Source organism: Bifidobacterium lemurum (assembly GCF_014898175.1).
GTDB classification, from domain to species: Bacteria; Actinomycetota; Actinomycetes; order Actinomycetales; family Bifidobacteriaceae; genus Bifidobacterium; species Bifidobacterium lemurum.
In genome coordinates, this window is the sequence record NZ_CP062948.1 from 887,824 (window position 1) to 912,750 (window position 24,927).

The 24,927-nt window shown below is 58.7% G+C and carries 18 protein-coding genes and 1 tRNA gene; all 19 read right to left on the minus strand.

Annotation, left to right across the window (positions count from 1 at the left end):
• Positions 1-297: 297 nt before the first annotated feature.
• The 19 genes from BL8807_RS03390 to BL8807_RS03480 all read right to left on the minus strand — a co-directional run bounded on the left by BL8807_RS03390 (position 298) and on the right by BL8807_RS03480 (position 24,921).
• Positions 298-370, minus strand: a tRNA-Ala gene (locus BL8807_RS03390).
• Between the two features lie 1,321 nt (positions 371-1,691).
• Positions 1,692-2,399 carry an SDR family oxidoreductase gene (locus tag BL8807_RS03395; protein ID WP_072723770.1) on the minus strand — a complete coding sequence of 236 codons (708 nt, stop codon included), beginning with the start codon at positions 2,397-2,399 and terminating at the stop codon, positions 1,692-1,694.
• A 52-nt stretch (positions 2,400-2,451) separates the two neighbouring features.
• Positions 2,452-4,143, minus strand: a complete 1,692-nt coding sequence (locus BL8807_RS03400; RefSeq protein ID WP_083570099.1) for an ATP-binding cassette domain-containing protein — start codon at positions 4,141-4,143, stop codon at positions 2,452-2,454.
• Positions 4,144-4,145: 2 nt separating this feature from the next.
• On the minus strand, positions 4,146-5,957 hold the full coding sequence (locus tag BL8807_RS03405) for an ABC transporter permease (protein ID WP_072723768.1): 1,812 nt from the start codon (positions 5,955-5,957) through the stop codon (positions 4,146-4,148).
• Between the two features lie 100 nt (positions 5,958-6,057).
• Positions 6,058-7,215, minus strand: a complete 1,158-nt coding sequence (locus tag BL8807_RS03410; protein ID WP_072723765.1) for an ABC transporter substrate-binding protein — start codon at positions 7,213-7,215, stop codon at positions 6,058-6,060.
• 63 nt (positions 7,216-7,278) lie between these two features.
• Positions 7,279-8,316, minus strand: coding sequence for a uroporphyrinogen decarboxylase family protein (locus tag BL8807_RS03415; RefSeq protein WP_072723763.1), 1,038 nt, complete (start codon positions 8,314-8,316; stop codon positions 7,279-7,281).
• A gap of 68 nt (positions 8,317-8,384) precedes the next feature.
• A complete protein-coding gene (locus tag BL8807_RS03420) occupies positions 8,385-9,584 on the minus strand; it encodes a MalY/PatB family protein (RefSeq protein WP_072723761.1) in 1,200 nt (399 codons plus the stop codon).
• A gap of 131 nt (positions 9,585-9,715) precedes the next feature.
• Complete coding sequence (locus BL8807_RS03425) at positions 9,716-10,642, minus strand: LysR family transcriptional regulator (protein WP_072723759.1); 927 nt, start codon at positions 10,640-10,642, stop codon at positions 9,716-9,718.
• A gap of 384 nt (positions 10,643-11,026) precedes the next feature.
• On the minus strand, positions 11,027-11,704 hold the full coding sequence (locus BL8807_RS03430) for a DedA family protein (protein WP_072723757.1): 678 nt from the start codon (positions 11,702-11,704) through the stop codon (positions 11,027-11,029).
• 147 nt (positions 11,705-11,851) lie between these two features.
• On the minus strand, positions 11,852-12,886 hold the full coding sequence (locus tag BL8807_RS03435) for a LacI family DNA-binding transcriptional regulator (protein ID WP_072723755.1): 1,035 nt from the start codon (positions 12,884-12,886) through the stop codon (positions 11,852-11,854).
• Positions 12,887-13,124: 238 nt separating this feature from the next.
• Positions 13,125-15,458, minus strand: coding sequence for an alpha-xylosidase (gene yicI, locus BL8807_RS03440; RefSeq protein WP_072723753.1), 2,334 nt, complete (start codon positions 15,456-15,458; stop codon positions 13,125-13,127).
• Between the two features lie 25 nt (positions 15,459-15,483).
• Entirely contained in the window at positions 15,484-16,413 is a 930-nt protein-coding gene (locus tag BL8807_RS03445) for a carbohydrate ABC transporter permease (protein ID WP_226847461.1), read from the minus strand.
• Positions 16,410-17,387, minus strand: coding sequence for a carbohydrate ABC transporter permease (locus BL8807_RS03450; RefSeq protein WP_083570098.1), 978 nt, complete (start codon positions 17,385-17,387; stop codon positions 16,410-16,412). Before BL8807_RS03450 ends, BL8807_RS03445 begins: the two co-directional genes overlap by 4 nt.
• A gap of 169 nt (positions 17,388-17,556) precedes the next feature.
• Complete coding sequence (locus BL8807_RS03455; protein WP_072723751.1) at positions 17,557-18,909, minus strand: ABC transporter substrate-binding protein; 1,353 nt, start codon at positions 18,907-18,909, stop codon at positions 17,557-17,559.
• An 86-nt stretch (positions 18,910-18,995) separates the two neighbouring features.
• On the minus strand, positions 18,996-21,203 hold the full coding sequence (locus BL8807_RS03460; protein ID WP_193057495.1) for a beta-L-arabinopyranosidase: 2,208 nt from the start codon (positions 21,201-21,203) through the stop codon (positions 18,996-18,998).
• A gap of 22 nt (positions 21,204-21,225) precedes the next feature.
• Entirely contained in the window at positions 21,226-22,776 is a 1,551-nt protein-coding gene (gene arfA, locus BL8807_RS03465) for an arabinosylfuranosidase ArfA (protein ID WP_072723747.1), read from the minus strand.
• 204 nt (positions 22,777-22,980) lie between these two features.
• A complete protein-coding gene (locus BL8807_RS03470; RefSeq protein WP_072723746.1) occupies positions 22,981-23,649 on the minus strand; it encodes an HAD family hydrolase in 669 nt (222 codons plus the stop codon).
• 82 nt (positions 23,650-23,731) lie between these two features.
• Positions 23,732-23,974: an HTH domain-containing protein gene (locus BL8807_RS03475; RefSeq protein ID WP_072723744.1), complete on the minus strand. Its 243-nt coding sequence runs from the start codon at positions 23,972-23,974 to the stop codon at positions 23,732-23,734.
• Positions 23,975-24,357: 383 nt separating this feature from the next.
• Positions 24,358-24,921, minus strand: coding sequence for a heat shock protein transcriptional repressor HspR (locus BL8807_RS03480; RefSeq protein ID WP_072723742.1), 564 nt, complete (start codon positions 24,919-24,921; stop codon positions 24,358-24,360).
• Between the last annotated feature and the right edge of the window lie 6 nt (positions 24,922-24,927).

Sequence of the window (24,927 nt, forward strand, 5' to 3'; positions counted from 1 at the left end):
CATCATTGTTGATGCACTCACCCATGTGTTATGGACGTTGCCGTTCGCCTGTGGCGAGTTTGGTGTGTCGGGGTGCCGAGACAGGCTTTGCTAAAACCTTTGATCCGCGAGTTTGGTGTGGGGAAATAGTCCCTTCGAACGAATCCGACACACCAAACTCACCATCGGTGTGAAATCAGGCGTTATCAGACACGCATTGGGACCATAACCGGCACGGCAGCGGACTGCAAAGGCGCGGCGGGGATGGTCGGAGAAAAAGAAAAACCCTCCGGAGGTGGAATTCCGGAGGGTCCTTCGTGGAGCTGATGGTAATCGAAACCACGACCTCTTCGATGCGAACGAAGCGCTCTACCAACTGAGCTACAGCCCCTTGGGTTGTTGCTTTGCACCGCAAGGCAACTCACGTTACTTTAATACGACCTCTGCCCAAACGCAATTCGCATGTCGCGCAATCGTGTCTCGCTCCTCGGCCCGCCATCTCCCGCGCCTCTCATAACAGCCATCAGACCCCCCCCCCCCACGCGTCAACCACTATAGAATCAATGCCCCGCTTTACCAGCGCGTATGCTCTATGTGGCACCATTTCCGTATGCGTTGGACACGGGCATCATCGTGACGACCAGCCAGTCTGTTGACGATACCGCCCAACAGGAGCTGCGGCGATTCATCGAATCGTATGAGGTAATCCTCTCCTGCTTCCGCAGAGATTCGATGATCGGACATATGCGGCATACCGCACATGACGGCTTGTTCCACTTCCGGATTAGCTCACCGGGCTTTTCTCGATATGACCGATTGTCTGTTCGAGGTCACATCCGGCGCGGTCGACCCCTGTGCCGGCGCTGCACTGGTCAGTTTGGGCCACGATGTCCCCCATTCGAACATCGAGACAATTCCCGGAGCAATCGCGACAGTCCTTCGGCGGACACCATCTCCTGCGAGTCTCCCACATATTCCACCAAACACGACGACAACACCGCATGACTGCACGGCCCGCATATCACACGGCGCATTCTGCGCCAGCGCTCCGAGCCGACGCCAGTGGACCGCGGCGAACGGACAGCAGACGCATCATCCCATCAACACGCTTGACGGCCAATCAGTCGACGAAATCGCCGCAACATGGGCCTGCATCGCCTCCGCCGATGAGGTATCCCGGATCCCGATGTATCTTCCGCCCTCGAAGAATCATTCCCGCCGCCATCGCCGACGAATTGACCACCGCGCTGTTCACCACACCGCCCGCTTCGCTGCGCCGCTCTTTCAACTTTGCATGCGTGCTGCTTTACTCCGACAGCACCGCAGCCGTCTCGGCGGCGACCTCGGTCCGTTCTTCACACACATCATCCGATTCGCAATCGAACGGCACACGCCCGGTCTTCACCAATAGGTGTGCACGCCGCGAGCGTCACCGTCAGAATCAGCCCGGCTATGCAGGCTATGATGCACATGACTCAATCCGGAATGTGACGCAGCATGACGAGTCGGGCCCCTTCACGCGCCCAGCGGTCAGAACAGCCCTCTTGGCAGTCGCTTTACCACTGACACGCTACTGCCCGCTGGGCGTAACCGCCAAGCGCATTGGTAGCGAGGTACCGGCATCATGCGAAAACAATGCCCATCCCACTGCTTGTTGCCTAACATTGGCCAATAAGCAGTGGGAGGGAACATATACGGCATCCCCAATAGCATCACACATTGAATTTTGGAGAGACTTCCACCCTGGGTCGAAGATCCATATTGCTGATATGCACATCATCCGTGGCCTCGACCACAAATTGGATAGCTCTGGCCACAGTAACCGGATCGATGTAATGTTCCGGTTCGAACGCCAGGCCCATCTCGGAATTGATAGTGCGCAGCATGCCTGTATTGATCTGCCCTGGATAGATGGCGCTCACGCGGATACCGTTCGGCGACTCTTCCATGCGAAGCGTGTTCGCATAGCCGCGAAGCGCATGCTTGGATGCGGCATACACCGCATGCAAGGGCACGCCCCGTTCCCCCGCGCCGGAGTTAATGAACACTACCGTGCCCTTCGCCTTACGTAGGTTGTCAATCAAAGCCGATGTGAGCATGGCTGGACCGATAACATTGGTGGACAGCATCACCTCCCACATTGTTTCATCAGAGTCGACAGCCGGAGCCGTGTGCGATACCGCCGCAGCGTGAATCAACGCATCCACAGGACGTCCGGCTACGATATCCGCCAGCTCCTTGATCGAAGACCGGTTCCGCACATCGCAGTTGACGGCAGTCACTCCAAGATCTTCCAATGCCTGCAAATCCTGGTGATTTCGCGCTGTGGCAATGACCTCCCAATCATTCTTAAGCAATCGTGCCGTGGCACGTCCCACTCCGCCACCGGCACCCGTAACAACTGCAAGTCTGCCTTCCATACCATCCTCCTCATTCGTGTCGCTTTCATATCTCGCTTGTCTTGGGCGAATCTCATCGAGCTTTGCCTAAATAAGCCTCCTGAACTCCGGAATCGGACGATAGCTTTTTCGCGGAGCCCTCAAGCACGATTTCACCATTCAGCAGCACAAACCCGTAATCCGCAATGGTCAACGCAAGATCAGCCTGTTGCTCAATCAGCAATACGGAAATTCGCAACTCATCGCGCAACGATGAAATCGCGCCAAGCACCTCATCCACCAATTTGGGAGACAATCCCATAGTTGGCTCATCCATACAAATCAACTTGGGCTTACTCATCAGGGCACGGCCGAATGCCAGCATTTGCTGTTCGCCGCCAGACAGAGTGCCGGCCATCTGGTTGCGCCGCTCCTTCAAACGCGGAAAACGGTCGAAGATATCAACCATGTCCTCATCGACCGCCTTGCCACGCTTGCGGATATATGCGCCGGATAGCAGGTTCTCCGTAACCGTCATTTCCGGAAAGATGCGTCGGGCCTCCGGCACGGAAGCAATCCCCCTTCGCACGCGGTTCTCAGTGCTGACTCCCTGAAGGTCCTTTCCCTGATAAATGATTTTGCCATCCTTGGGATTCAACAGACCCATGATGGTACGCATGGTGGTGGATTTGCCCACGGCATTACCGCCAAGCAGTGAGACAATCTGCCCCTCACGCACATTCAGAGACACGTCACGCAACGCCTGCACAGAACCATAAAACACATCGGCATGCTGTATATCCAGAATATACGGAGCATCCGCGGAGATCGGCATTTTGTGAGCCGATGAATCCTCGGGTTCTTCAACGCGAGCGACTTCCCCTCCTTCAAGCGTTTGGTCGCTCTTGTCACCGCCTAAATAAGCGTTGATGACTCTGGGATCATTACGCACCACGGATGGGATGCCCTCGGAAATGATGCGCCCGTTGTCCATCACAATGATCCAGTCGGAAAGCGTCATTACAAAATCCATCTTGTGCTCCACCAACAGCATGGTGTTGCCCTCAGCCTTCAGCTTCAGCAACAGCTCCATGACCTCAGCGGTCTCCGTTTGATTCATGCCAGCAGTGGGTTCGTCAAGACACAGCAGATGCGGTTCGGAGATCATCGCGCGACCGATTTCCGTTCGACGTTTGTTCGCATACGACAGCGAATACGTCATGCGTCCACGCACATCAGCCAGATGATCGCCGAATGACTTCGCCTGGGCATCCACTTGTTCCTTGACGGATTGCATTTCGGCACGGGTCTTGGGCCCAGGCACAAGGTTCAATCCCAATTCGCCAATCAAATTGGCCCATTTGACCAGCGGATAGTCCTGCAACCCTCTCAGCGGGCGACCGGCCGCCATTGTCTTATGCAGTCCCATTTCCAAATTGTCGTCCACCGTCATGGAACCGAATACACGACCATTCTGAAATGTTCTGGCAATGCCCGCATCGGAAATCTCCCGCTGTTTCATATGTTCCAGATGCTTGCCCTCGAAAACGATCTGTCCCGAATCCGGATTGAACAGTCCAGAAATCATGTTGATGGTAGTGGATTTTCCCGAACCATTGGGACCGATGATGGCCACGACCTCTCCTTTGTGGATGGTGAACGAGGTGTTGCTCACCGCGTGTACGCCAGAAAAGGACTTGTCGAGGTTCTTGACTTCCAGAACCACCGGACGATCGTCGCCGTGTGCCAAAGACTGTTCCATGGATGTTGTTGTCTCGATGGTCATGACTACTCCTTCTTAGCAAACAGGCCCTGCGGGCGGAAAATGATGATGAGGATCAACAGTAAGCCGTAAACGATGATTCGGCCGGATGACATGAAACGCAGCAGTTCCGGGGCTCCTACAAGCACAATCGATCCGATGATGGCACCCATTGGAGAGCTCAGTCCACCAAGTACCGCAATAGTGAGCACCAACGATGACATCGAGAAGGGGAACATTGACGGATCGATATAGGTGTACTGGTGAGCCATCAACGCGCCTGCGATGCCTGCGAAGAATGCCGCGATGGCATAGGCCAAGGCCTTATAGGCGGAGGCGCGAACGCCAATGGACTCCGCAGCCACAGGATCGTTGCCAATGGATTCGATGGTCTTACCCAAATGAGAGTTTCGAATACGCGTAATGATCATCAGTTCGATCAGCAGGAACGCCAATACCATCACGTATTGGAACTGCGGGGTGAACAGCGTGAAACCGAAGATCTTCGGGAAAGGAATGCCCGTGATGCCCAGCGAACCCTTGGTGATCGGCTCAGCGATACGGATGAGGGCAACGGTGACCGCGCCCACGCCGATGGTGCCGATTGCGATGTAATGGCCGGAAAGCTTCCATATCGGGAAGGTGATGATTCCCGATATAATCGCAGCAACCAGACCGCCGCACACGACACCAAGTAAAAACGGCACATGGAACTGCCCCACCAGAATCGCCGAAGTGTATGCGCCCAAGGCGATAGGACCGGCCTGTCCCAAGGCAACCTGGCCTGCGGAGCCCGAAACCAAGGTCAGTCCCATGGCAGCCATGGCATAGATCATGATCTGGATGCCAACCGAAGAGAAATAATCCGAGGAAAGAAACGACGCCGCTACCGCCGCAACGATCAGTATCGGCGCAAGCCACTTGGGAACACGGTACGGTCGCGCACCGCCGGAGAATGAACCCGCCATCGGTTCATGCAGCACCTGCTTGCCGCCGAACAAACCGTTCGGGCAAATAATCAGGATGATCAGCAACGCGCCGTAGGTAATCAAATCATGAGCGCCATCACCAAAGATGAACACGCCGACCGACTCGACGATACCAAGTGCGAATCCGCCGACCACAGCGCCCGGCATCGAGCCAAGCCCGCCAATGGTAGCCGCAATAAACGCCGTCATACCGACCGAGGAACCGGTGTTCGGGCTGACATTCGAATTGAACATGCCCACGAACACGCCTGCCACACCGGCAAGGGACGAAGCAATCACAAACGACATGTTCTGAATTCGTTTAACCGGAATGCCCATCTGCCGAGCCGCTTCCGTGTCCTGCGAAGTGGCGCGGATCGCCTGTCCCATCTTGCCGTGCTTGAGAAAGAACCACATGCCCACCATGATGATGACGGTCAGGATGAGCATAACGATGTCCGATGTGCCGAACCGCACACCAAGCAGCTCGATGTTATGCGAAGGCAGCAGCTCGGGAAATGTTCGAGTCGGGGTATCGAAAATCATCTGTGAAACATTGTCGAGAATCATGCCCACGCCGATGGTCGCCAGCAAAGCGGCCACAGTAGGCCTTCCCGTCAACGGGGAAACCACCAGCACGTTAAGCAACAGCCCCAGCAAACCGGTGATGGCCATAACCAAGATGAGCGTAGGAACAATCGGCAGTCCGAGTACCGATCCCAGCCACCAGCCGCTCATCATGCCGATGCCGAAAATTGATGCATGAGCAAAATTGGCAACATTACTCACGCCGAAAATAAGTGACATGCCCAAGGCAACGATGGCATATGCGTTGCCATGCATGAATCCGGTAATCAAAGTATCTATCACTGCTGCTTCCCTCCTTGTCGGCTTGCCGACCAGTACGAACCGCTTGCTGCAACCGCCTGACGAAGACGGATTCCCGGCTCCGCCAAGCAGATTGCATGAATTACTTCATGATTTGGAACTTCCCGTTCTCGAGCTTGAGCTTGAGGAAATTGGTGTTCTTCATACGACGGGTTTCCTGATTGAAGGAGAATGTGGTGTTCGTGCCCACATAACAGGGAAAATCCTCAACCGTTTCCAGCGCTTCCTGTACGCCTTCCCTGGTGGCACTCGTCTTGTTCATGCCATAGGCGAGGTCGATGACCGCAGCATAGGCGGTCTCATTGAATTCGCCCGGTTCCGAATTGTACTTAGCACGGAAATCCTTAACGAACTGTTGAGCATTGGGATTGGTGGAATCAGCGGTGAAAGGTGCCATCAGCATAGTGCCTTCGCCGTTCTCACCCGCGGTGGAGATGAACTCATTGGTGATCTGGCCACCATAGAACGGTCCCGTATAGCCCAACTTGTCACGAAGCGTATTGATGACCAATGCGCCATCAGGACCGTATCCCACATGCACAATGGCATCCGGATCAGCATCGCGCGCAGGAATCAGAATCGGAGAGAGATCCGTGGAGTCAGCCAGGAACGATGATTCATAAACGATATCGAGCCCCTCGGCGAGCGCCTCTTTTTTGAATGCCGCATATGCCGCCTTGCCCCAATCGTTCTCAATATAAACGACGGAAATTTTCTTGGCGTGCTCGGCGACCATATCGGCGACCTGCGACTGGAAATCGTCTTGGCTGTATTGCGGAGTCCACACATGATCGCCGGTGGAGGTGAAGTCGGCAGCGGAATTATTAAACCCATAATGTACCAAACCGGCTTGCTGGAACGTCGGCGACGCGGCCATGGAAGCACCGGACGAATAATCACCCACAACCGCCACCACCGATGAGTCAGAGGCTATCTTGGGAGCCACTGAAGCAGACTGTTTCGGATCGGACTGGGTGTCGTAATATTTAAGCTCAATCTTCTTGCCCTGCACGCCGCCATCCGAATTGACCTGTTCGGCGCCAAGGTCAAGCCCTTGCTTGAACATTTTGCCATATTCGGCGTATTGTCCGGTTTCCGGATACAGCACGGCAATGGCAACCGTATCGGAAGATCCGGAAGCGGTTCCTCCGCCAAAAGTGGAATTCTGGGCACAGCCAGCCAATGAGGCCGCCATCGATGCAGTGATAAACGCAGTAACCGCTTTCTTATAGATTCTCATGACCTTTTCCTCTCTATTGCGCATCCGCCTAGGGAAGCGCGCTTGTCGTCATACCAAACGAATTCACTTCCTCGCCGAGCGCAACAATGCAAGCGATTCATCGGAAGCCGGGGTGGGGATGGTGCAGCTCGGAGCCAGAAAGAACGGCTTACCGTCGCATTCCTTCAACGTTTCGTTCAATTGCTTCTTGACCAGCGAAACGTCGCCATCGGATGCGAATAGGGTGAAATTCACACCGCCAATGGGGGTGACGCCCAAATCCTCGGTAATAGCAGGGTTATCACGCATGAACTGGTCCCAGTGAATGGCACTGATCGGATAATCGGAAAACCACTCCGGATGAGAATCCATACGGCAAGTATGGAATACCTTCACTTTGTCCTCCGCCGCAGCCAGCACCTGCATGTCAAAGGGACGAGAGAACTCGTCGAATTCGGCTTTGGTGAAATAGTTATTGCTGGCCGTTCCGGTCACTGCGAAAAAAATACCATCCAGTCCGGCACCACCCTGTTCACGCGGCGTAACCAATGCCTTGACATAATCCACATACGTGTCGGTGATGTTCTGCAACGCTTGCTTGGCGGCCTCAGGCTGATCGAGGATCAACTCCTTGATGCCGAAATCAGTGGTCGACCCATAAATGGGATCGCCCTTGTATAGGGACATGCCAGCGCATTGCATCAGCACGGATAACGGTGAGAACAGCGTCATCACAACAATGCGATCCTGAAAATGCTCGCCAATAATCGTCGCGCCTTTGAGATGCTCTTGCAGTACGGGAGAATCTTCGATTGCGATTCTGCCAATCTTTCTCACATCGGTTGGCTTCTCGATGATGGCGGAAAGCTGTTTCTGGATTGGATCATGCGGACCATACTCATCGGGATCGTATGTAGATCCCCAAATCTCGGAGTGATAGGTGGCACGAGGATTGATCTTGACCCAATCCCAATCCCACTTTTCAACAAAATCGATGGTGCGCTGGGCAAAATCCTCCGGATCGTTTTCATGACCATTGAAATGCTGCCATGCGGCAGTAAGGAACGGCACAGTGGTTTTGCCTGCGACGAGGTCCATAAATTCGGATTTGCGATTAGTCATTATATGCTCCTTAATGGGTTTGGATTGTTGAAAAGATGGAGTGAAAAGATAAAGATCATGACAGCGGTCTACAGAAGCCCGTCATCATGCAATGCTCGGTACATGCGATCAAAGCATTCCTGAAGCAGCGGATATGGCATGGCGAAGTTCATGCGCACGCAGCCTGCACCGACTTTGCCGCATTCCTTACCGTCTGTAAGGGCCACTTTTGCTTTCTCCAGAAAATATTGGGAAGGATCATTGATGCCAAGCGGTTTGAAATCCAGCCAGGCGATGTAGGTGCCCTGAGGACGCACATAACCAACTTTGCTGAATCGCCCATGCATTTCGGAATCAAGCAGGTCAAAATTGTGTTTGACGTATTTGAGCGCTTCCTGGAACCAGGGCTCGCCCTTGGTATAGGCCGCGGTAGTGGCGATGGCGCCGATGGTGGCAGTCTGGTGTTCGCTCCATTCAGCGCGATCCATCCATAACTTCAGATCATCCGGATTAGTGAGGATCACCTGAGCACATTTGGTACCGGGGATATTGAATGATTTCGATGCCGAGGTGGAGGTAATGGCCTGCATGACAGTCGTTTCATTGATCGAAGCGAATGGCACATGCCGATAGCCATCGAACACGAATGGCGCATGGATCTCATCGGAAAAGACTCGCACACCGTATTTCGCAGCAAGCTCGGAAATCTTGAGTTCCTCCTCCAAGGTGAGCACTTTCCCGATTGGGTTATGGGGGTTGCATAGCACGAAAGCATGGCATCCGTTCCGGAATGCCTCCTCAATGGCATCAAAGTCAAACAACCAGCCGTCGGAATGCTCAATCATCGGAATTTCGATTAGATCCACGTTGTACAGTCGCGGCACACTTAGGAAAGGCATATAGGCCGGAGTTGGCACAATCACGGAATTGCCGGCACCAACGAATTCGCGTAGAAAGATTTCATAAGCCTCAAGCACATCGGGCACTGGGCGGATATATGCGGGATCCACATCCCATCCGTAATGGTTCTTCTGCCATGCAGCACACGCTTCAGCCACGCGATGCTTCCATGGGTCGGGAATGTAGCCAAGCTTGCAGTCATCCGCAGCCTCTTCGATGGCTTCCTGAATTACGGGAGCCAAACCGTAGTCCATCTCCGCGATGAAAGCCCCGATACAACCAGGGTAGCGGGTCCACTTATCGCTGCCGATCTGCGCAAGATCTGCGGCGGTTTCATGATCAATAACGTCGGCGCTGAAACCAGTAGCCGTGAGAGTTTGTGTTTCCATGCCTTCATGATGAAGGAAAAAGACACATCAGATAGGCGTTTTCCTCGCCTCATTTCTTTGACCCAACCGGAAGATAGTTATATCCGGTTACGTGGGGGAAACATGGAAACGATTCCGAAATACGATGTTTTCTATTCCAAGTACTTTTGCGCAGCCCGTTTGATTTCATCCTTCACTTTGAGCAAAGCAGGACGATGATCCCCTTTGCGAGTCACAAACAGCACCTCGCGGCAGGCATTCTCATCCTTGATCGGGCACGCCATCAAATCGTTCTCTAAATGCGCTCTTACGGATATCCTCGGCACAATGGAAACACCCATGCCCATCTCCACCAAGTTCTGCGTAGCCCAATAGTCGTCAGTGGAATGGGTGATGTCCGGGGAAAATCCCGCGACCCGTGCCAAAGAAATAAGATTCGCCTGACACGTTTCACAACCCGCAATCCAATGCTCGTCTTTTGCGACCGAAAGACTGATCGGCTCATGCACCGCCGCATACCGCTTCGCAATGACGCTGTTCTGATTGACCAACAGCAGCAGCGGATCGGAGCCAAAATACTCCGTTTCAAGATCCTCATTCATTTTGACGAATTCCGGAATGCTATGGTACTGAAATGTCACCGCGCAGTCCGCCAATCCTTGGGACAACGCGTCCACCGCCTCAGGCGGCTCCATCTGCATCAGGCCCACACGAACCTCCGATGACCAGCTCATATGCACCAAAGCCCTGGCAGCGAATGACGAGCAGATGGAAGGCGGCGCAATCAAACGGATATGCGCCGAATGATGCCGACCATACGCATCGATATCCCGCTGAGCCTGAGTAAGACGATTGTCGATCAGTTGTCCGTGCTTGGACAGAATCAAGCCCACAGGAGTCAACTCCACACCATGCGAGGTACGTCTTACCAACGGGATTTTCAGCTCATCCTCACATTTTTTGATTTGCTGACTGATGGCGGGCTGCGACCACCCGGTTTCACGTGCCACGGCGGAGAACGAGCCCAAACGTTCAATGTTCCAAAGCGTCACCATAACCTGAGGGTTCAAACGTTCCATGTATGGCACCTCCTGTTCACGCAGAATGCTGCATTTTCATCGGAACCGAGTCTGACACAGGTATATTGCGTTGACCCTCTGCTATTCCCTTCAGTCGTCATCATCATGAAACACAACCGACATCAACCAACACATGGGACAGCACAAACCGATACAGTCAAGACATCGCCGATTATTTGGGGACAGGCAGCAGACTCCGCCGGACACGATCACCACGACCAGCACGGTACAACTTCAAATGAGGGAATCCCCCGCCGTTCACGCTTCAATCCGATATATGACTGGAACGCGAACGACGGGGGATTATCATATGGCCTGATTGGCGGTATCACCAGTCAGACTCCACTGACCGTAATTGCCGTCAACGCAGCACCAACGAGGAGATCACTCCTCGTTGGCGGCAGGCTTCTTCTTGCCGAACTTGGCCTTCAGCAGGCCGATGATCGTGGGCAGCAGCGAAACCGCCAGAATCAGGATAATCACCAATTCGAAATGATCCTGCACGGCGGGAATGCCGCCGAAGAAGTATCCAAGCAGTGTGAACAGCGTGGACCACACGATGCCACCCAGCACGGAGAACGGCGTGAAACGGCTCCATCGCATGCCTGAAATGCCGGAGATAAACGGCATGAACGTACGGATGAACGGGAAGAAGCGGCCCAGGAACACCGCGAGCGGACCCCACTTCTCGATCATGCCTTCGGTTTTGGCGATGCGCTCGGGGGTCATGGCCTTAACCTTGCCGGACTGGATGATGCGGCGCCCGAAGAAGTGGCCGATGAAGTAGTTGCACTGGTCGCCGATGATCGGCGCGAGCCACACCACCGGCAGCAGCGCCATCAGCGGCAGCGCGGCCTTGCCCGTCTCGTCCGGAGCGGCGAACACGCCGGCCGCGAACAGCAGGGAGTCACCGGGCAGGAACGGGAAGAACACCACACCCGTTTCGATGAAGATAATCAGGAAAATGAAGCCAAGCGTGGGGGCCACGCCCATGGCGATCCAGCCGGCGATGGCGGCGCGCGGATCCTTGAGCAGTTCAACGATAAAATTCACAAATCCCATGAGTTTCTAATCCTCTAAGGTACAGGTCGTATTTCCAAACCTCCCCCACCCTACCAGCAGCCTACGCTAAGCCGACAAACCTATATAAACCTGCACAATTACAGCGTCAAACCGCATCGACATGGCCAAGTAAGCGCCGTCACCAAATCACAGTCGGGTGGAGGCGCGCTCCTCGACACTGAAATCCGTGACGAAGGTACGTGCGGGCCCCCGATACCCCTCGATCCGCTCGATCAGCATATCGACCGCCTTCTTCACATAATCCTCCAGATGCGGATCGATACTGGTCAACGCGGGAACGGCGTATCGTGCCTCAGGCACGTTGTCGAAACCGATGACCTGCATATCGTCGGGCACACGGATGCCGCGCCGCTGAAGCTCATGCATCGCACCCAACGCCATGGCGTCGTTCAGGCAGATGATCGCGTCAGGAGTCGCACCTGAGTCGAGCAGCTCCGCCGCGGCATGCACGCCGCCCGCTTGGTTCCATTCGGGAACCGGCACAGTCAGCCGCCAGTCCACGTCAAGACCGCATGCGGCCAGACCGTTCATATATCCTTGGGTGCGCAACGTGCGCGTGCCCTCCGCCGCGGCCATGATCTCGGCGCCGGTCAATCCCTCGGGCACGCCGAGCAGGGAGATGCTGCGGCATCCGCCGCGCACCAATAGTTCGGTGGTGTGCGCCAAGGCTTCGGCATTGGGCATGGTGACGAGATCCGCTTTGCCATAGGTCAGATAGTCGCCCATCACCACCACCGGATACGGCTGTTCCAGCACCGCACCTTCGTCCAGCAGCGGCCGCTCGGCGAAGAACAGCCATCCGTCCGCGCCAAGTCGATAGGTGTCCTCGATGATGGTGGGTATCCCCTCGCCTCCCTGGCCGTAGGTGTTGATGATCACACCGTATTGGAGTTCGCGGGCATAGTCGATCGCGATGTCCGCAAGATAGGGGGCGAACGGCTGGGAGAAGTCGAAGATGCCCAATCCGATCAGACGCGTCCCACCGCCGCGCATCGCCCGCGCGGAGATGTTGACCGTATATCCGAGCCTGCGCATGGTCTCCTCCACGCGTTGACGCGTTTCCGGGCGCATACTGCCGGTGTTGTTGAGCACGTTGGACACCGTTTTGATGGAGACCCCGGCCTCACGGGCCACGTCTTTGATCGTCACACGACCGCCCATACGGTTCCTCCCTCCTAATCCCACGCCTACGGATGTCGTCATCACAGGAGCAGGCAACACTGCGACAGTGTCCATGACTGTTCTCCATTCTTGCACGTCATCGTGCGGAATGCTTCCATAATCGGCGAAAAATAAACAAGCGGGCCGACCCCGTCACGGCAAGGTCGGCCCGCAAGTCCGTAAGGAGACAACGGTTGGGCGGCGACCAGTTCCACGGCACCACCCAACCGACCATGACTCAGATCATGACGCTTGCCTTACCTGATTCGACCACGCCCCGCGCCTCGCCGCAGGCCAGCGTCCACGTCAGAGTCGGGTCGGAGCAGGTCGCCTCCACGGTCGATCCGACGCGGCGCACATGGAATTCCACGCACGGAGCGTCCTCTTCGAATCCACGGCGCAGCACGACGGTTTTGCCTTCGTCGGCAAGCGCCTCCGGCGAGAACACCTTCAGCGTCGCATCGTCCAGCAGGTCGCCTTCGGTGTCGTTGCGATTCTCCTGCACGGCGATCACGGCGCCGGGGCGAACCATCAGCGGCAGCGACATGTAATCGAACTCGCCTGTGACCCACTTGGGGCCGACCACCGTCTCACCGGTCAGATAGTTGGTCCACTCGCCTTCCGGCACATAGTATTCCACCGTGCCGTCCGGCGAGAACACGGGCGCGACCAGCAGGTCGTCACCGAGCATGTACTGGCGGTCGAGGTATTGCGCCGCCGGGTCGTGCGGGAATTCCAACGCCATCGGACGCATCAGAGGAACGCCTTCCTCGCTCACCTGCTGCGAACCGCGGGCCAGATAAGGCAGCAGCGACAGCTTGAGTTTGGTGAAGCGGCGCAGCACGTCGCAGGATTCCTCGTCGAAGGCCCACGGCACGCGCACGGTTTTGGAGCCGTGCAGACGTGAGTGGGTGGAGAGCAGGCCGAACTGCACCCACCGCTTGTACAGGTCGGGGCCCGGGTCACCTTCGAAGCCGCCGATGTCATGGGCCCAGAAGCCGAAGCCGGAGCTCATCAGAGACAGGCCGCCGCGCAGCGATTCGGCCATCGCGGCATAGCTGGATTCGCAGTCGCCGCCCCAATGCACGGGGAACTGCTGGCCTCCGACCGTGGCGGAACGCGCGAAAAGAACCGCTTCGCCCTTGCCTTGCCTCTGCTCCAGATAACGGTATACGGTCTGGTTGTACAGATAGGTGTAGTAGTTGTGCATGGCGATGGGATCGGACCCGTCGTGGTAGACCACGTCGGTGGGGGCGGATTCGCCGAAGTCGGTTTTGAAGCAGTCCACACCCATGTCGAGCAGTTTGCCGAGTTTGGAGCAGTACCATTCCCGCGCTTCGGGATTGGTGAAGTCCACCAATCCCATGCCCGGCTGCCAGAAGTCGGTGGCGTAGGGACTGCCGTCGGCGAGTCTGATCAGATAGCCGCCGTCCACGGCTTCGTCGTAGAGCGGAGACACCGAGCTGAGGTATGGATTGATCCACACGCACACCTTGAGTCCTTTGCGGTGGTGTTCGGCGATGGTGCCCCGCGGATCGTGGAACATGTCGCCGTCCCATTCGAAATCGCACCAATGGTACGGACGCAGCCAGTAGCAGTCGTAGTGGAACACCGACAGGGGGATATCGCGGTCGCGCATGCCGTCGACGAAACCGGCGACGGTGTCGTCGTCATAGTCGGTGAGGAACGAGGTGGTGAGCCACAATCCGTACGACCATGACGGCAGGTAGGGCGCGCGACCGGTCAACGCGGTGTAGCGGCGCAGCACGTCCTTGGGTTCGGGGCCCGCGATGACGTAGTATTCGAGTCGCTCCCCTCTGGTGGAGAACTGCACCTTGCCCACGGTTTCGGACCCCACCTCGAACGACACGTCCTCGGGATGGTTCACGAATACGCCGTAGCCTTTGTTCGTCCAGTAGAACGGGATCTCCTTGTAGACCGCGTCGGACGAGGTGCCCGCATCGGAATTCCACATCTCCACGGTTTGGCCGTTTTTGACGAAATGACCGAAGCGTTCGCCGAAGCCATACACCTTTTCATCAAGGCCGAGACGCAGTTGCTCGCGCATATAGTTGCGGCTCGAACCGGAGACTTCTTCGGGGTCGAGATGCGTGCGGTTGCGGTCGAAGTCGCGCAACCGTTCGCCGTAGACTCCGAGGCCCTTGTACGAGGTGCCGGTGAGCGTTTTTCCGCCCGACCGGAAATCCAGGGAGAAGATCTCACCCGGAGCGGAGACGACCGCCTCGAGATCGCCGGATCGCAGACCGGTGGCGCCGTCCTCCTCGAAGATCTCGAACGGAGCGTTCTCGTCGACGTTGAGGCGGAAGTGGGGGCCGTTGTCCACTCGGCCGCGGTAATGTTCTTCGACCACGCGAATGACGCCTTCGGCCGGAGTGGACAGCGAAACGGTGAATACCGGTCCGCCGAGCGTCGCGCCGCGATCGCCGTGCACCAGTCCGGCGGAGGCGAGCACGCGCAGACCGTCGTCGACGCGCCGCACACTGTACGTCTGCCTCGCCCAGGCGGCGGTGAAGCCCTCTCGGACCCGCCAGTACCCATCGGAGAATTTCATAGGGGTTCCTTTCAGATGTCGGCGCTTACTTCACCGCGCCGGCGGTGATGCCCTTGGTCAGGGTCCGCTGGAAGAGGAGGAAGAAGACGAAGGCCGGGATCAGGGAGATCAAGCTGCCCGCGTTGATGGTGGGCACATCCATGATGCGGTCGCCCTGCAGCGAGGCGATGGCCAGCGGAATCGTCTGCGTGTCGCCGGAGGTGAGGAAGATGAGCGAGAAGTAGAACTCGTTCCACGTCCAGATGAAGAAGAAGATGAACAGCACCGCGCAGTTGGATTTCATGATGGGGAACACGACATTCCACAGGGTGCGCCAGCGGCCGGCGCCATCGATCTGCGCGGCCTCCAACAACTCCTTCGGGAAGGTGGACATCACGGAGCTCAACAGGTATGTGCCGAACGCCATATTGATGATGCCGCAGATGATCACGATGGTCCACTGCGAGTTGCCCATGCCCACCGCGTTGAACATGTAGAACAGCGGGTAGATGAAGCCTTCGCCGGGCAGCATGGTGAGGATCATGAACAGCGCCACGATCAGCGAGCTGCCACGCACTCGACCGATGCCCAACGCGTACGAGTTGAACAGGGACAATCCCACGGAGATCAGGGCCGAAACCACGGAGATCCACAGCGAGTTCCAGAATTTGATCGGGAAATCCGTGGCGTTCCAGAAGTTGATGAGACCGCCGAAATACAGTTCCTGCGGCAACGCCAGCGGGCCGTTCTGCGTATAGTCCTGCGAGGTCTTGAACGCGTTGAGCACCATAAGGAACAGCGGAGAGAGGATGATCAGCGCCAGCAGCAGGCAAAGCAACAGAATCACCCAACGCGTCGGGTTCAACGGCTTGCGGCGTTTCTGGGACGCGGGAGCATTGCGTTTGGCCTCATCCTTGCGCTCTATGCGCGTCATACGGCCTTGGATGGTGGTTTTGACGGAAGATGACATGCTCATGAGACCAGTGCTCCTTCGCGCTCACGCGCGGCGCTTCGGTTCTGGAAGAACATAATGACCATGGCCACGATGGCGATGAGAATCGCCAGCACGCTCGCGATGGCCGCGCCATAACCGATTTGTGATTTACCGAAGAAACTCAGATAGGAATAGTACGAAGGCACGAGGGTGGAGCTTTGCGGTCCGCCCTTGGTGAGGATGTAGACGGGGCCGAACACCTTCAACGCGGCGACCGTGCAGGTGAGCACGACCACGAAGGTCTCGGGTTTGATCTGAGGCAGGGTGATGGCGGTGAATCGACGCCACCAGCCGGCGCCGTCCAACGATGCGGCCTCGTAGAGCTCCGGATCGACTCGGCCCAAAGCCGACATGAAGATCACCACCGGGTAGCCGATCTGCCCCCAGATAAGCATCAGCATCACCGCGTAGATGGCCAGATCGGGATCACCCAGCCAGTCCGGAGTCTCCTCCATGCCGAACACGCCGGACAGGATTCGGTTGATGGCGCCGGTCTGGGAGTTCAAGATCCAGTTCCACAGGATGCCGGCGACGCCGACGGGCAGAATCTGCGGCAGATAGTAGCAGGCGCGCAGGAAGCTGGAGGTTTTGCCGCCGAATTCGCGTCCGATGTAGTCGAACAGCACCGCGGCGAGAATCAGGCCGATGATCAGAGGAATCACCGCCATCGCCACGATCATGTACAGCGAATTGCCGAACGAGGTCCAGAATTTCTCATCCTGCAGCAGCTTCAGATAATTGTCGAAGCCGACGAATTTCATCGTGCTGCGACCGCCCCTCCAACTGTGCAGGGATATCCAAAGGTTGGCGACGAATGGAATCAGCAGGATGACGATGGTGCCGATGGCACCGGGGATGATGTAGCGTCCGTAACCACTTCGGATGCGCTTTTCGTATATCTTCTCGTTCTCGGAAAGAGTCCGCTTTCCGTGGGACGAGCCTTTTTTCCGTGACATTGGCTCCTCCTTGCAGCGATGCTGCGGTGGGTGTGAAATGGGTCCGCGATGACCCGAGATATTGGAATGATGCGTGGGAACGATGAATCGGGGCTGCCCCGGTAAGAGGTGGGGAGCCGAAGTGGGAACGGACTCCGGCTCCCCACGATGGCGGCAGGTAAGGCCGGGACTACAGTCCCAGGTCGGCCTTGCCTTCCTCATACGCGGCCTGGATCTCGGCGGTCGCCTCCTCCGGAGTGGAGTTGCCGTTGATCAGACCCTGCAATGCGGAGTTGAGGGAGTTGTACATACCGGCGCTCGGCCAATCCGGATACAGGGAGATGGCGTCGTTCTCCAACAGCGTCTTGAAGACGTTGTTGAACTCCTTGGTCTCCTCCTGCATGTCGTCGAAAGTGCCGTTCGGGTTCTTGAGCGCGTCGGGCAGCGACTCAAGCGAGTAGTCGTCGGACGAGTTGAACGGCAGACCGGCCTCGGTGGCGAGCATATTCTGCACGTCCTCGGAGAGCAGGAAGTTCAGGAAGTCGGCGGCCAGATCCTTATGCTGCGAGGTTTCGGGCACCACCCACAGCTTGCCGGTGCCGCCGGTGTTGAGGTTCTCGTTGCCGGGGAACACCGAGTAGGCGGCCTTGAAATCGCCGTCCTGGTTCACACGGCCGAACCACCACGAGCCGGAGAACATGATCGGATACTCGCCGGCGCAGAACTGCGTGATCATATCCTCGGCGACCAGGCCGCCGGAGTTGTTGGGCAGATAGCCCTTCTCCACCCATTCGGCGAACTTGTTCGCGGCGTAGGTGAACGGTTCTCCGGTGAAGTCGACGTCATGCTCGTAGGACTGGTAGTCCTCGACCCACTGGCGGTCGGCCTTCGACAGCGCGAGCTGGTACCACAGGTGCTGGGAAGCGGTTTCGTTGCCTTCGAACGCGACCGGGGTGATGCCCTTGTCCACGAACTGCTGCATCGCGGATTCCAGCTCCTCGAAGGTGGTCGGGATGGCGATGCCGTTCTCCTCGAACATATCCGCGTTGTAGTAGGCCAGCGTGAACTCGCCGTTAATCGGCACGCCGTACCAGTCGCCGTCGGCGGACATGATGCCGCCATCGTCGGCCTTGTACTTGGCGATGGTCTGGATGGATTCGGGAAGGATCTCATCCCAGCCGTACTCCTCGGCGTATTCGCTCAGATCGGAGATCACGCCCTGCGAGGCGAGATTGCCCACCGAGCTGGTGCCCTGGTTGTACAGGGCGACGTCCGGAGCGTCGTCGGCCTGAAGCGTCAGCGCGGCGTTCTTGTTCATCTGCTCGAACGAGGTATGGACCTCATTGATGGTGACGTCGGGATTCTGCTCCTTGTATAGCGCGATGGCACGCTCGATGGTGTCGCCACCGTCGGAGGAGTAGTACCACGAAACGGTGAGTTCCTTCTCGTCTGACTGGGCGGTTTCTCCGCCGCACGCGGCCAGCGAGGCAAGCAACGCGGTCGCGCTGACCGCGGCGATGGCCGTCCTGAGCGTTTTCTTCATTGTTGTTCTCCTTTGTTGTTTGTTCGTTTTCCGCTTCGAAAACGAAACATTTGTTGCGGCCGGTCCGAATGGACCCGCCCTTCCTGTTATGGAAGCCGCAGGGCGAACACACGCGCCGAGGGGGAATCCGACGTCGTCGTCAACGACGCATGGCTCTCATCGACGCGTTGCACCCGCCAGGGCTTGGCATCCGAGGCGCATGGATCTTTTGGATTCGGGAACACCTGGATGATTTCGGCTCCGGCAGGCACTTCCACCGTGACGGTTTGTTCGCCGGCGCGACGCCACACGGTCATATAGCCTGTGCGCCCTTCGCTTCCGGGAGCGGGCAGCAGCCCGGTCGCCAGCCATTCGCCGGTGAAATCGGGCAGCCCCAGGGGCCAGAACGGCACCGATGAGTCCTGCGTCTCCAGCACCTCGCGATGCAGGGCGATGGCGGAACGCACCAGAGCCAGACGCCGGTCGTCCATACGATCGACGAAACCCGAAAGATACAGACGCCCGGTCACGCCGGCCGCCAAAGTGAGCACCGCCTCCTCGTCGCCCATATGCTGCTGGGCGTATCCCCAATTGCCCTGCTGTTCCGGCAGGATGCCCATAGGCGCGCCGGCGGCGATGGCCGCGTAGATCAGCGGGTCGCACTGATCGGAGGTGGATTGCAGGTCGAGACGCTGCAGCATCGCGTAGTCGGCGCGCATGGCCCCCGACCCGCAGTTTTCGATGACCAGCTTGGGGTAGCGGCGCTTCAGCGAATCCAGCCAATCCACATAGGCGCGGCAGTGTCCGAGCAATCCCTCGCCCAGGGTCGCGGCATCCTGCTCGGTGCCGACGCCGGGCACGGTGTTGTAGTCGAATTTGAAGAAGGTGGGACGCAGGTCACGCATCAGGCGATCGACTGTGGAGTCGAGATGCTCCCGCACTTCGGGGCAACGGAAATCCAAATGGTAGCGTCCGTCGTCGGCGACGCGTTCGCCGTGACGACGGAAGAACGCCGCTTCAGGCAGCGCGGCGGCCACCGGGGAGTGGATGCCCACCACTTCCGGCTCCAGCCATAATCCCAGCTCCATGCCGTTGGCCCGTATGCGCTCGGCGAGCGCCGCAAGCCCTTCGTCGCCGAACCGGTTGGTCGAAGGCTCCCACTCGCCGACCGATGTCCACCAGTCGCCGTCGGTGCTGTCGTACCAGCCGGCGTCGATGCAGAACACATCCACGCCAAGCGTGCCGACCGCGTCGATCAGAGGAATCTCCTTCTCGGCCGTGGGGTCGCCGAACAAGGTGTTCATGTAGTCGTTGTAGATGACCAGCGTGTTGGATGAACGGTCCTGACCGTTATGGCCCAACCGTTCGTCGCGTAGGGCGCGGCGGTGCAGGGTCATCTCGGCGACGGCGCCGCGCCAATCGCCGGAGCAAACCGCCACAGAGGCGGGCACGGTGGTGAAGTCGACACCGGGCTCCAGCACGATCGACCATTGATGGTCGTCGCAGTTGGGACCGCCGGCCATCACCTGCAGGCCGGTGACGCCTTCGCCGATCTCCCAGCTCCATGCGCCGTTGTGTTCGATCTGCCACATCAGCGCGGTGGGATGTTCGCCGTTGAGCTGAAGGATGCCGTCGGGCAGATGTTCGCCGGTGGACCATGCGGAGCGCGAACGCAACGCGAACCTCGCTCCCGGCACGCGGGGATTGACGACGGTGTTGATGTCGACCACGCCCATCGCCCGCAGTGGCGCGCGATGCCAGTTGTTCTCCGCGGCCCACGTGCTGTCGGCCCAGAACACCTCCGCATCGTCCACGGAGGCGCCGGCAGCGGACAGCGGCACGGCGACGTTCAGTGAGCTCATCGATTCGACGGGAAGTCTGCGATCGGAGCGGATCGTCGCGCTCCATGTGACGACGCTGATGCCGTCATAGGCCGCGAACAGGCTTTCGACCGTCAGCCCGGTGGATTCGTCGTGCTGGGTGATGCGCAGTTCGCCGCGGTTGCCGGTGTGACGTTGTTCCGCTTGGCGGAACCGGAGATTCCAGCCGTCCCGCGTATCCGTCAGACGTTGGTGGTTCATGCGACGGCCGTTCGTCGAGGTCAGCACTTCGACGATCGGAACCGCGGCGGTTTCCGTTATTTGCTCAGCGCATAGGGGGGGGGGCACCATGCCGCGGCCGGCGAGCGCGGCCAACGTCACCGGCGCGTCGGGCCGGACGGAGAATCCCAGCTCGAGCACGTCATTGCCCCAAGTCAGCGTGTGCTGGCTGTTGGGTGTGACGCGGGTCCATTCGCGGTCGGTTGTGTGCGGCATGTCATTCACCTCTTCCGCGTTCTCACTTCACGCGCACAGCGGTCCAGGAGACCGGGGGCAGGGTCATGCGCACGGTGCCGGAGGCGGCGTCGAACGCGACGGTGTCGTTGTCGTGCAGGGTCACGCGGTTCTGGTCGTCCAACGTGTTGCAGGCCAGGATGTCGTCCTCGTGCAGGGTTTGGGCCTCGATGCCGGCGGTTTCGAGTCCGGCGGGAAGTTTGACCTCGAATTCGGCCGGCGCGTCCAGCGAACGGTTCACCACGAACACGTTCACCGAACCGTCGGCGCCGCGCACGGCCACCGAGTTGACGGCCGGCACTTCGCCATAGCGCGGGGTGTCGAATGTGCCGGAGGCGAGCTTGGGCTCGAGCACGGTGCCGCCCTTGGCGAGCCGCGCGGTCAGGGAGAACGGGTAGAACGTGGTCTGACGCCAGGCCGGTCCGCCCGGTTCGGTCATGATCGGCGCGATCACGTTGACCAGCTGGGCGAGGCTCGCCGCATGCACGCGGTCGGCGTTCTTGAGCAGCGTGATCAGCAGGTCGCCGAACACCACCGCGTCGGCCGTCGTGTACACGTCCTCCAGCAGACGCGGGGCCACCGGCCAGTTGCCGATGCCTTCGGGGTTCTTGCTCGGCTCCTCGTTGAGATACCACACGTTCCATTCGTCGAAGGAGATGAACACCTCGTGCTTGCTCTTCAGACGCGCCTTGGTGGCGTCGATCGCGGCGGCGACGTCTTTGATGAAGCCGTCCATGTCCTCGCCCGAGGCCATGAAGCTCACCATGTCGCGCGAGCCGTCCTCCTGCAGTTCGGGATGGTAGTAGGCGTGGCAGGAGATGTAGTCGACCAGCTCGTAGGTCTTCTGCAGCACGGTCTCCTCCCATGTGCCGAAGGTGTCCATCGCATGGGATGACGATCCGCACACCACCAGTTCCACATCCGGGTCGAGGGAGCGCATGCCGCGCGCGACTGAGGCGGCCAGCATGCCGTATTCCTCGGCGGTTTTGTGGCCGGTCTGCCAATTTCCGTCCATCTCGTTGCCCAGGCACCACATTGTGATGCCGAACGGTTTTTCGGCGCCGTTCGCGCGGCGTTCGTCGGAAAGCTTGGTGCCGGAGGGGATGTTGGCGTATTCCAGCAGGTCGAGGGCTTCCTCGAGTCCGCGGGTGCCGAGGTTCACGGCTTCCATCAGCTCGTTGCCTCCGGCCTTGTTCAGCCACTTGGCCATCTCGTGCAGGCCGAATTCGTTGGTTTCGGTGGAATGCCAGGCCAGATCGAGGCGGCGGGGACGGCTCTCCTTGGGGCCGACGCCGTCTTCCCAGCGATAGCCGGAGACGAAGTTGCCGCCGGGGTAGCGGATGGCGGTAGCGCCCAGCTCCTTGACCAAATCGATCACGTCCTGACGGAATCCGTCCTCGTCCGCGGTCGGATGGCCCGGCTCGTAGATGCCGCCGTACACGCAGCGGCCCAGATGCTCCACGAAGGAGCCGAACAGTCGGTCGTTGACCTGGGCCACTTCAAATTCGTCATCCACGACCAGGCGAGCCTGGGTCGTCTCGTTCTGCTGTGCCATCTCTGCCCTTTCAGCGGTAGCTCATATATAAGTACAACGTTGTCTCTCAACAGAAGACCGCACCGCCCGCCGGGAATCAACCCGCCGGTCCGTAGGTTCTCAGTTGTTAGTACAACCTTGTACTTCTGGTGATAATCAGAGAATACACCTCTTGCGGAACGCGCGCAAGCGCAGTTAGTACAACGTTGGATTTTCGTTGGGGTTTCAGGCGACACGCTGACGCACGAACGCGTCCAGCGCGGCCGCGTCGATTCCCTCATACGAGGCGATCGAGGCGAACTGCGGCCCCATCGAGGTGTCGTTGCGAATCCACCCGGTCTGGGCGATCGTGGTCGCGCCGGAGGCCGCGCCCGCCCTGATGCCGGTCATGGAATCCTCCACCACCACGCAGTACGGCATATCCTCCGGCTCGATGCCCAAGCGTGCGGCCGCCGTCAGATACGGCGCGGGATCGGGCTTGTGCGCCACGGGATCGTCTCCGCACACATACCCCTCGAACAGTCCGTCGGTCTGCGCCATGATGTTCTCGGCCATGCGGCGGGGAGAGGTGGTGACCAGCATCGAGGGAACGCCGGCGTCCTTCAGCGAGCGCAGCACCTCCTGCACGCCGTCGATCCACGGCAGCCGCTCGACCTCCGCGCGATACACATAGTCCTTGAGCTGCCTGTCGATCTGTTCGACGGTGAGCGCGCAACCTTTGGCGATCATACGGCGGGCCACATCCGGCACAGGCGTGCCCGACCCCTCCCAGCCATCATTCTCATCCCATTCGCCGCCGTTGGCGTGGGCGATCGCGATCTCGCCCTGATGCCAGTAGGGTTCGGAATTGATAAGGGTGCCATCCAGATCCCAGAACACGGCTTTCAGCAGCATGGTTTTCCTCCGCGCGACGCTTATGACGAGACGTACCGCTCCATCTCACCAAACACGCAAGACAGGTCGGGCGGACCGCCGCCTACTGCGCCGTCTTATCGCGCCAACGGGAGATGCAGCGTTCGATGCGCTTGTATCCGATGACCTTGGGATCCAGCCCCGCCTCGCGGAAAATGGCCGTGGGAGACTCCCCTTGGGCGTAGCGCCGCATGCATTCGTCGCGGAAATCCTCCGAATACGTGATGCGGGTCTCACTGACGGACGCGACGGCATCCAGCGACTGCAAAGCCTTTCGCGTGCGCGAGGAGAACGACTGTCGCGCCATCACCGCCCCTTACCACTCAGATGAACTTTCGCACAAACCAAAAGAAGAGTACCCCCCCCCCAGGACGAGAACAGTCTCCTTGAGTTCTAGTGATCGTTGCAACATCTGACCTGCTCTCAAGGCGGATCGGGTGGGCGAGGACCATTATGACGACGGGCGTCGTTGGACGTTCGACGGTCCGAATACCTGAGCTCTGACGATCACAGTGACGCCCGCCCTGTAGCGAGGAGGATTCCAGCGGGCGACGCAACGCCTGCGGAGGGGGCTTGCGAGCCTTCCCGGAGCTGATTTGGGGGACTGCTTCCTTCCCTACAACACGCGGGATACCGTTTTCGGGGAATCTTCTCCCAGCATCGGGCGCAAAAGAGGACGCGGCCCAGATATCACCGCCATCCCCAGACGACCACGGATTTGGATCCGTCCGCGTCGCTTTCATCATATGGCTCGTGGCGGGACGGCAATGCGCGCGCGTCCTGCCGCAACGCCCGACGCCACATGCGCGCGCTGTTGGACCGCTGCACTTCGACGATGTCGCCATCGCGGCCCGCGGCGAACACGCTGTCCTCGCCCTCGGCCTGCAGCCTGCGGTTCTGCCGGCGCAACTGGCGGTTCTCCTCCTGAAGTTCCAGAATGCGTGTGATGCCGGCCACGTTGATGCCTTCGTCCTGGCTGAGACGCTGGGCCTGCGCCAGACGGTCGATGTCGCGCAGGCAGTAGCGCCGCGCGCCGCCTTCGGTGCGTTGCGGCACCACCAGACCCACGCGGTCGTATTGCCGCAGGGTCTGGGGATGCACGCCGGCCAGTTCGGCGGCCTGACCGACGGAGAAGATGGGCAGGGAGACGTCGAAGCCGACTTCGTCGGCACCGTCCAGATCGGCACGGCCCATCACAAGGGCCGTCGCGCACATCGCGTACAGCTGACGCATCTGTTGTATCGGTCGCGCCATAATGCC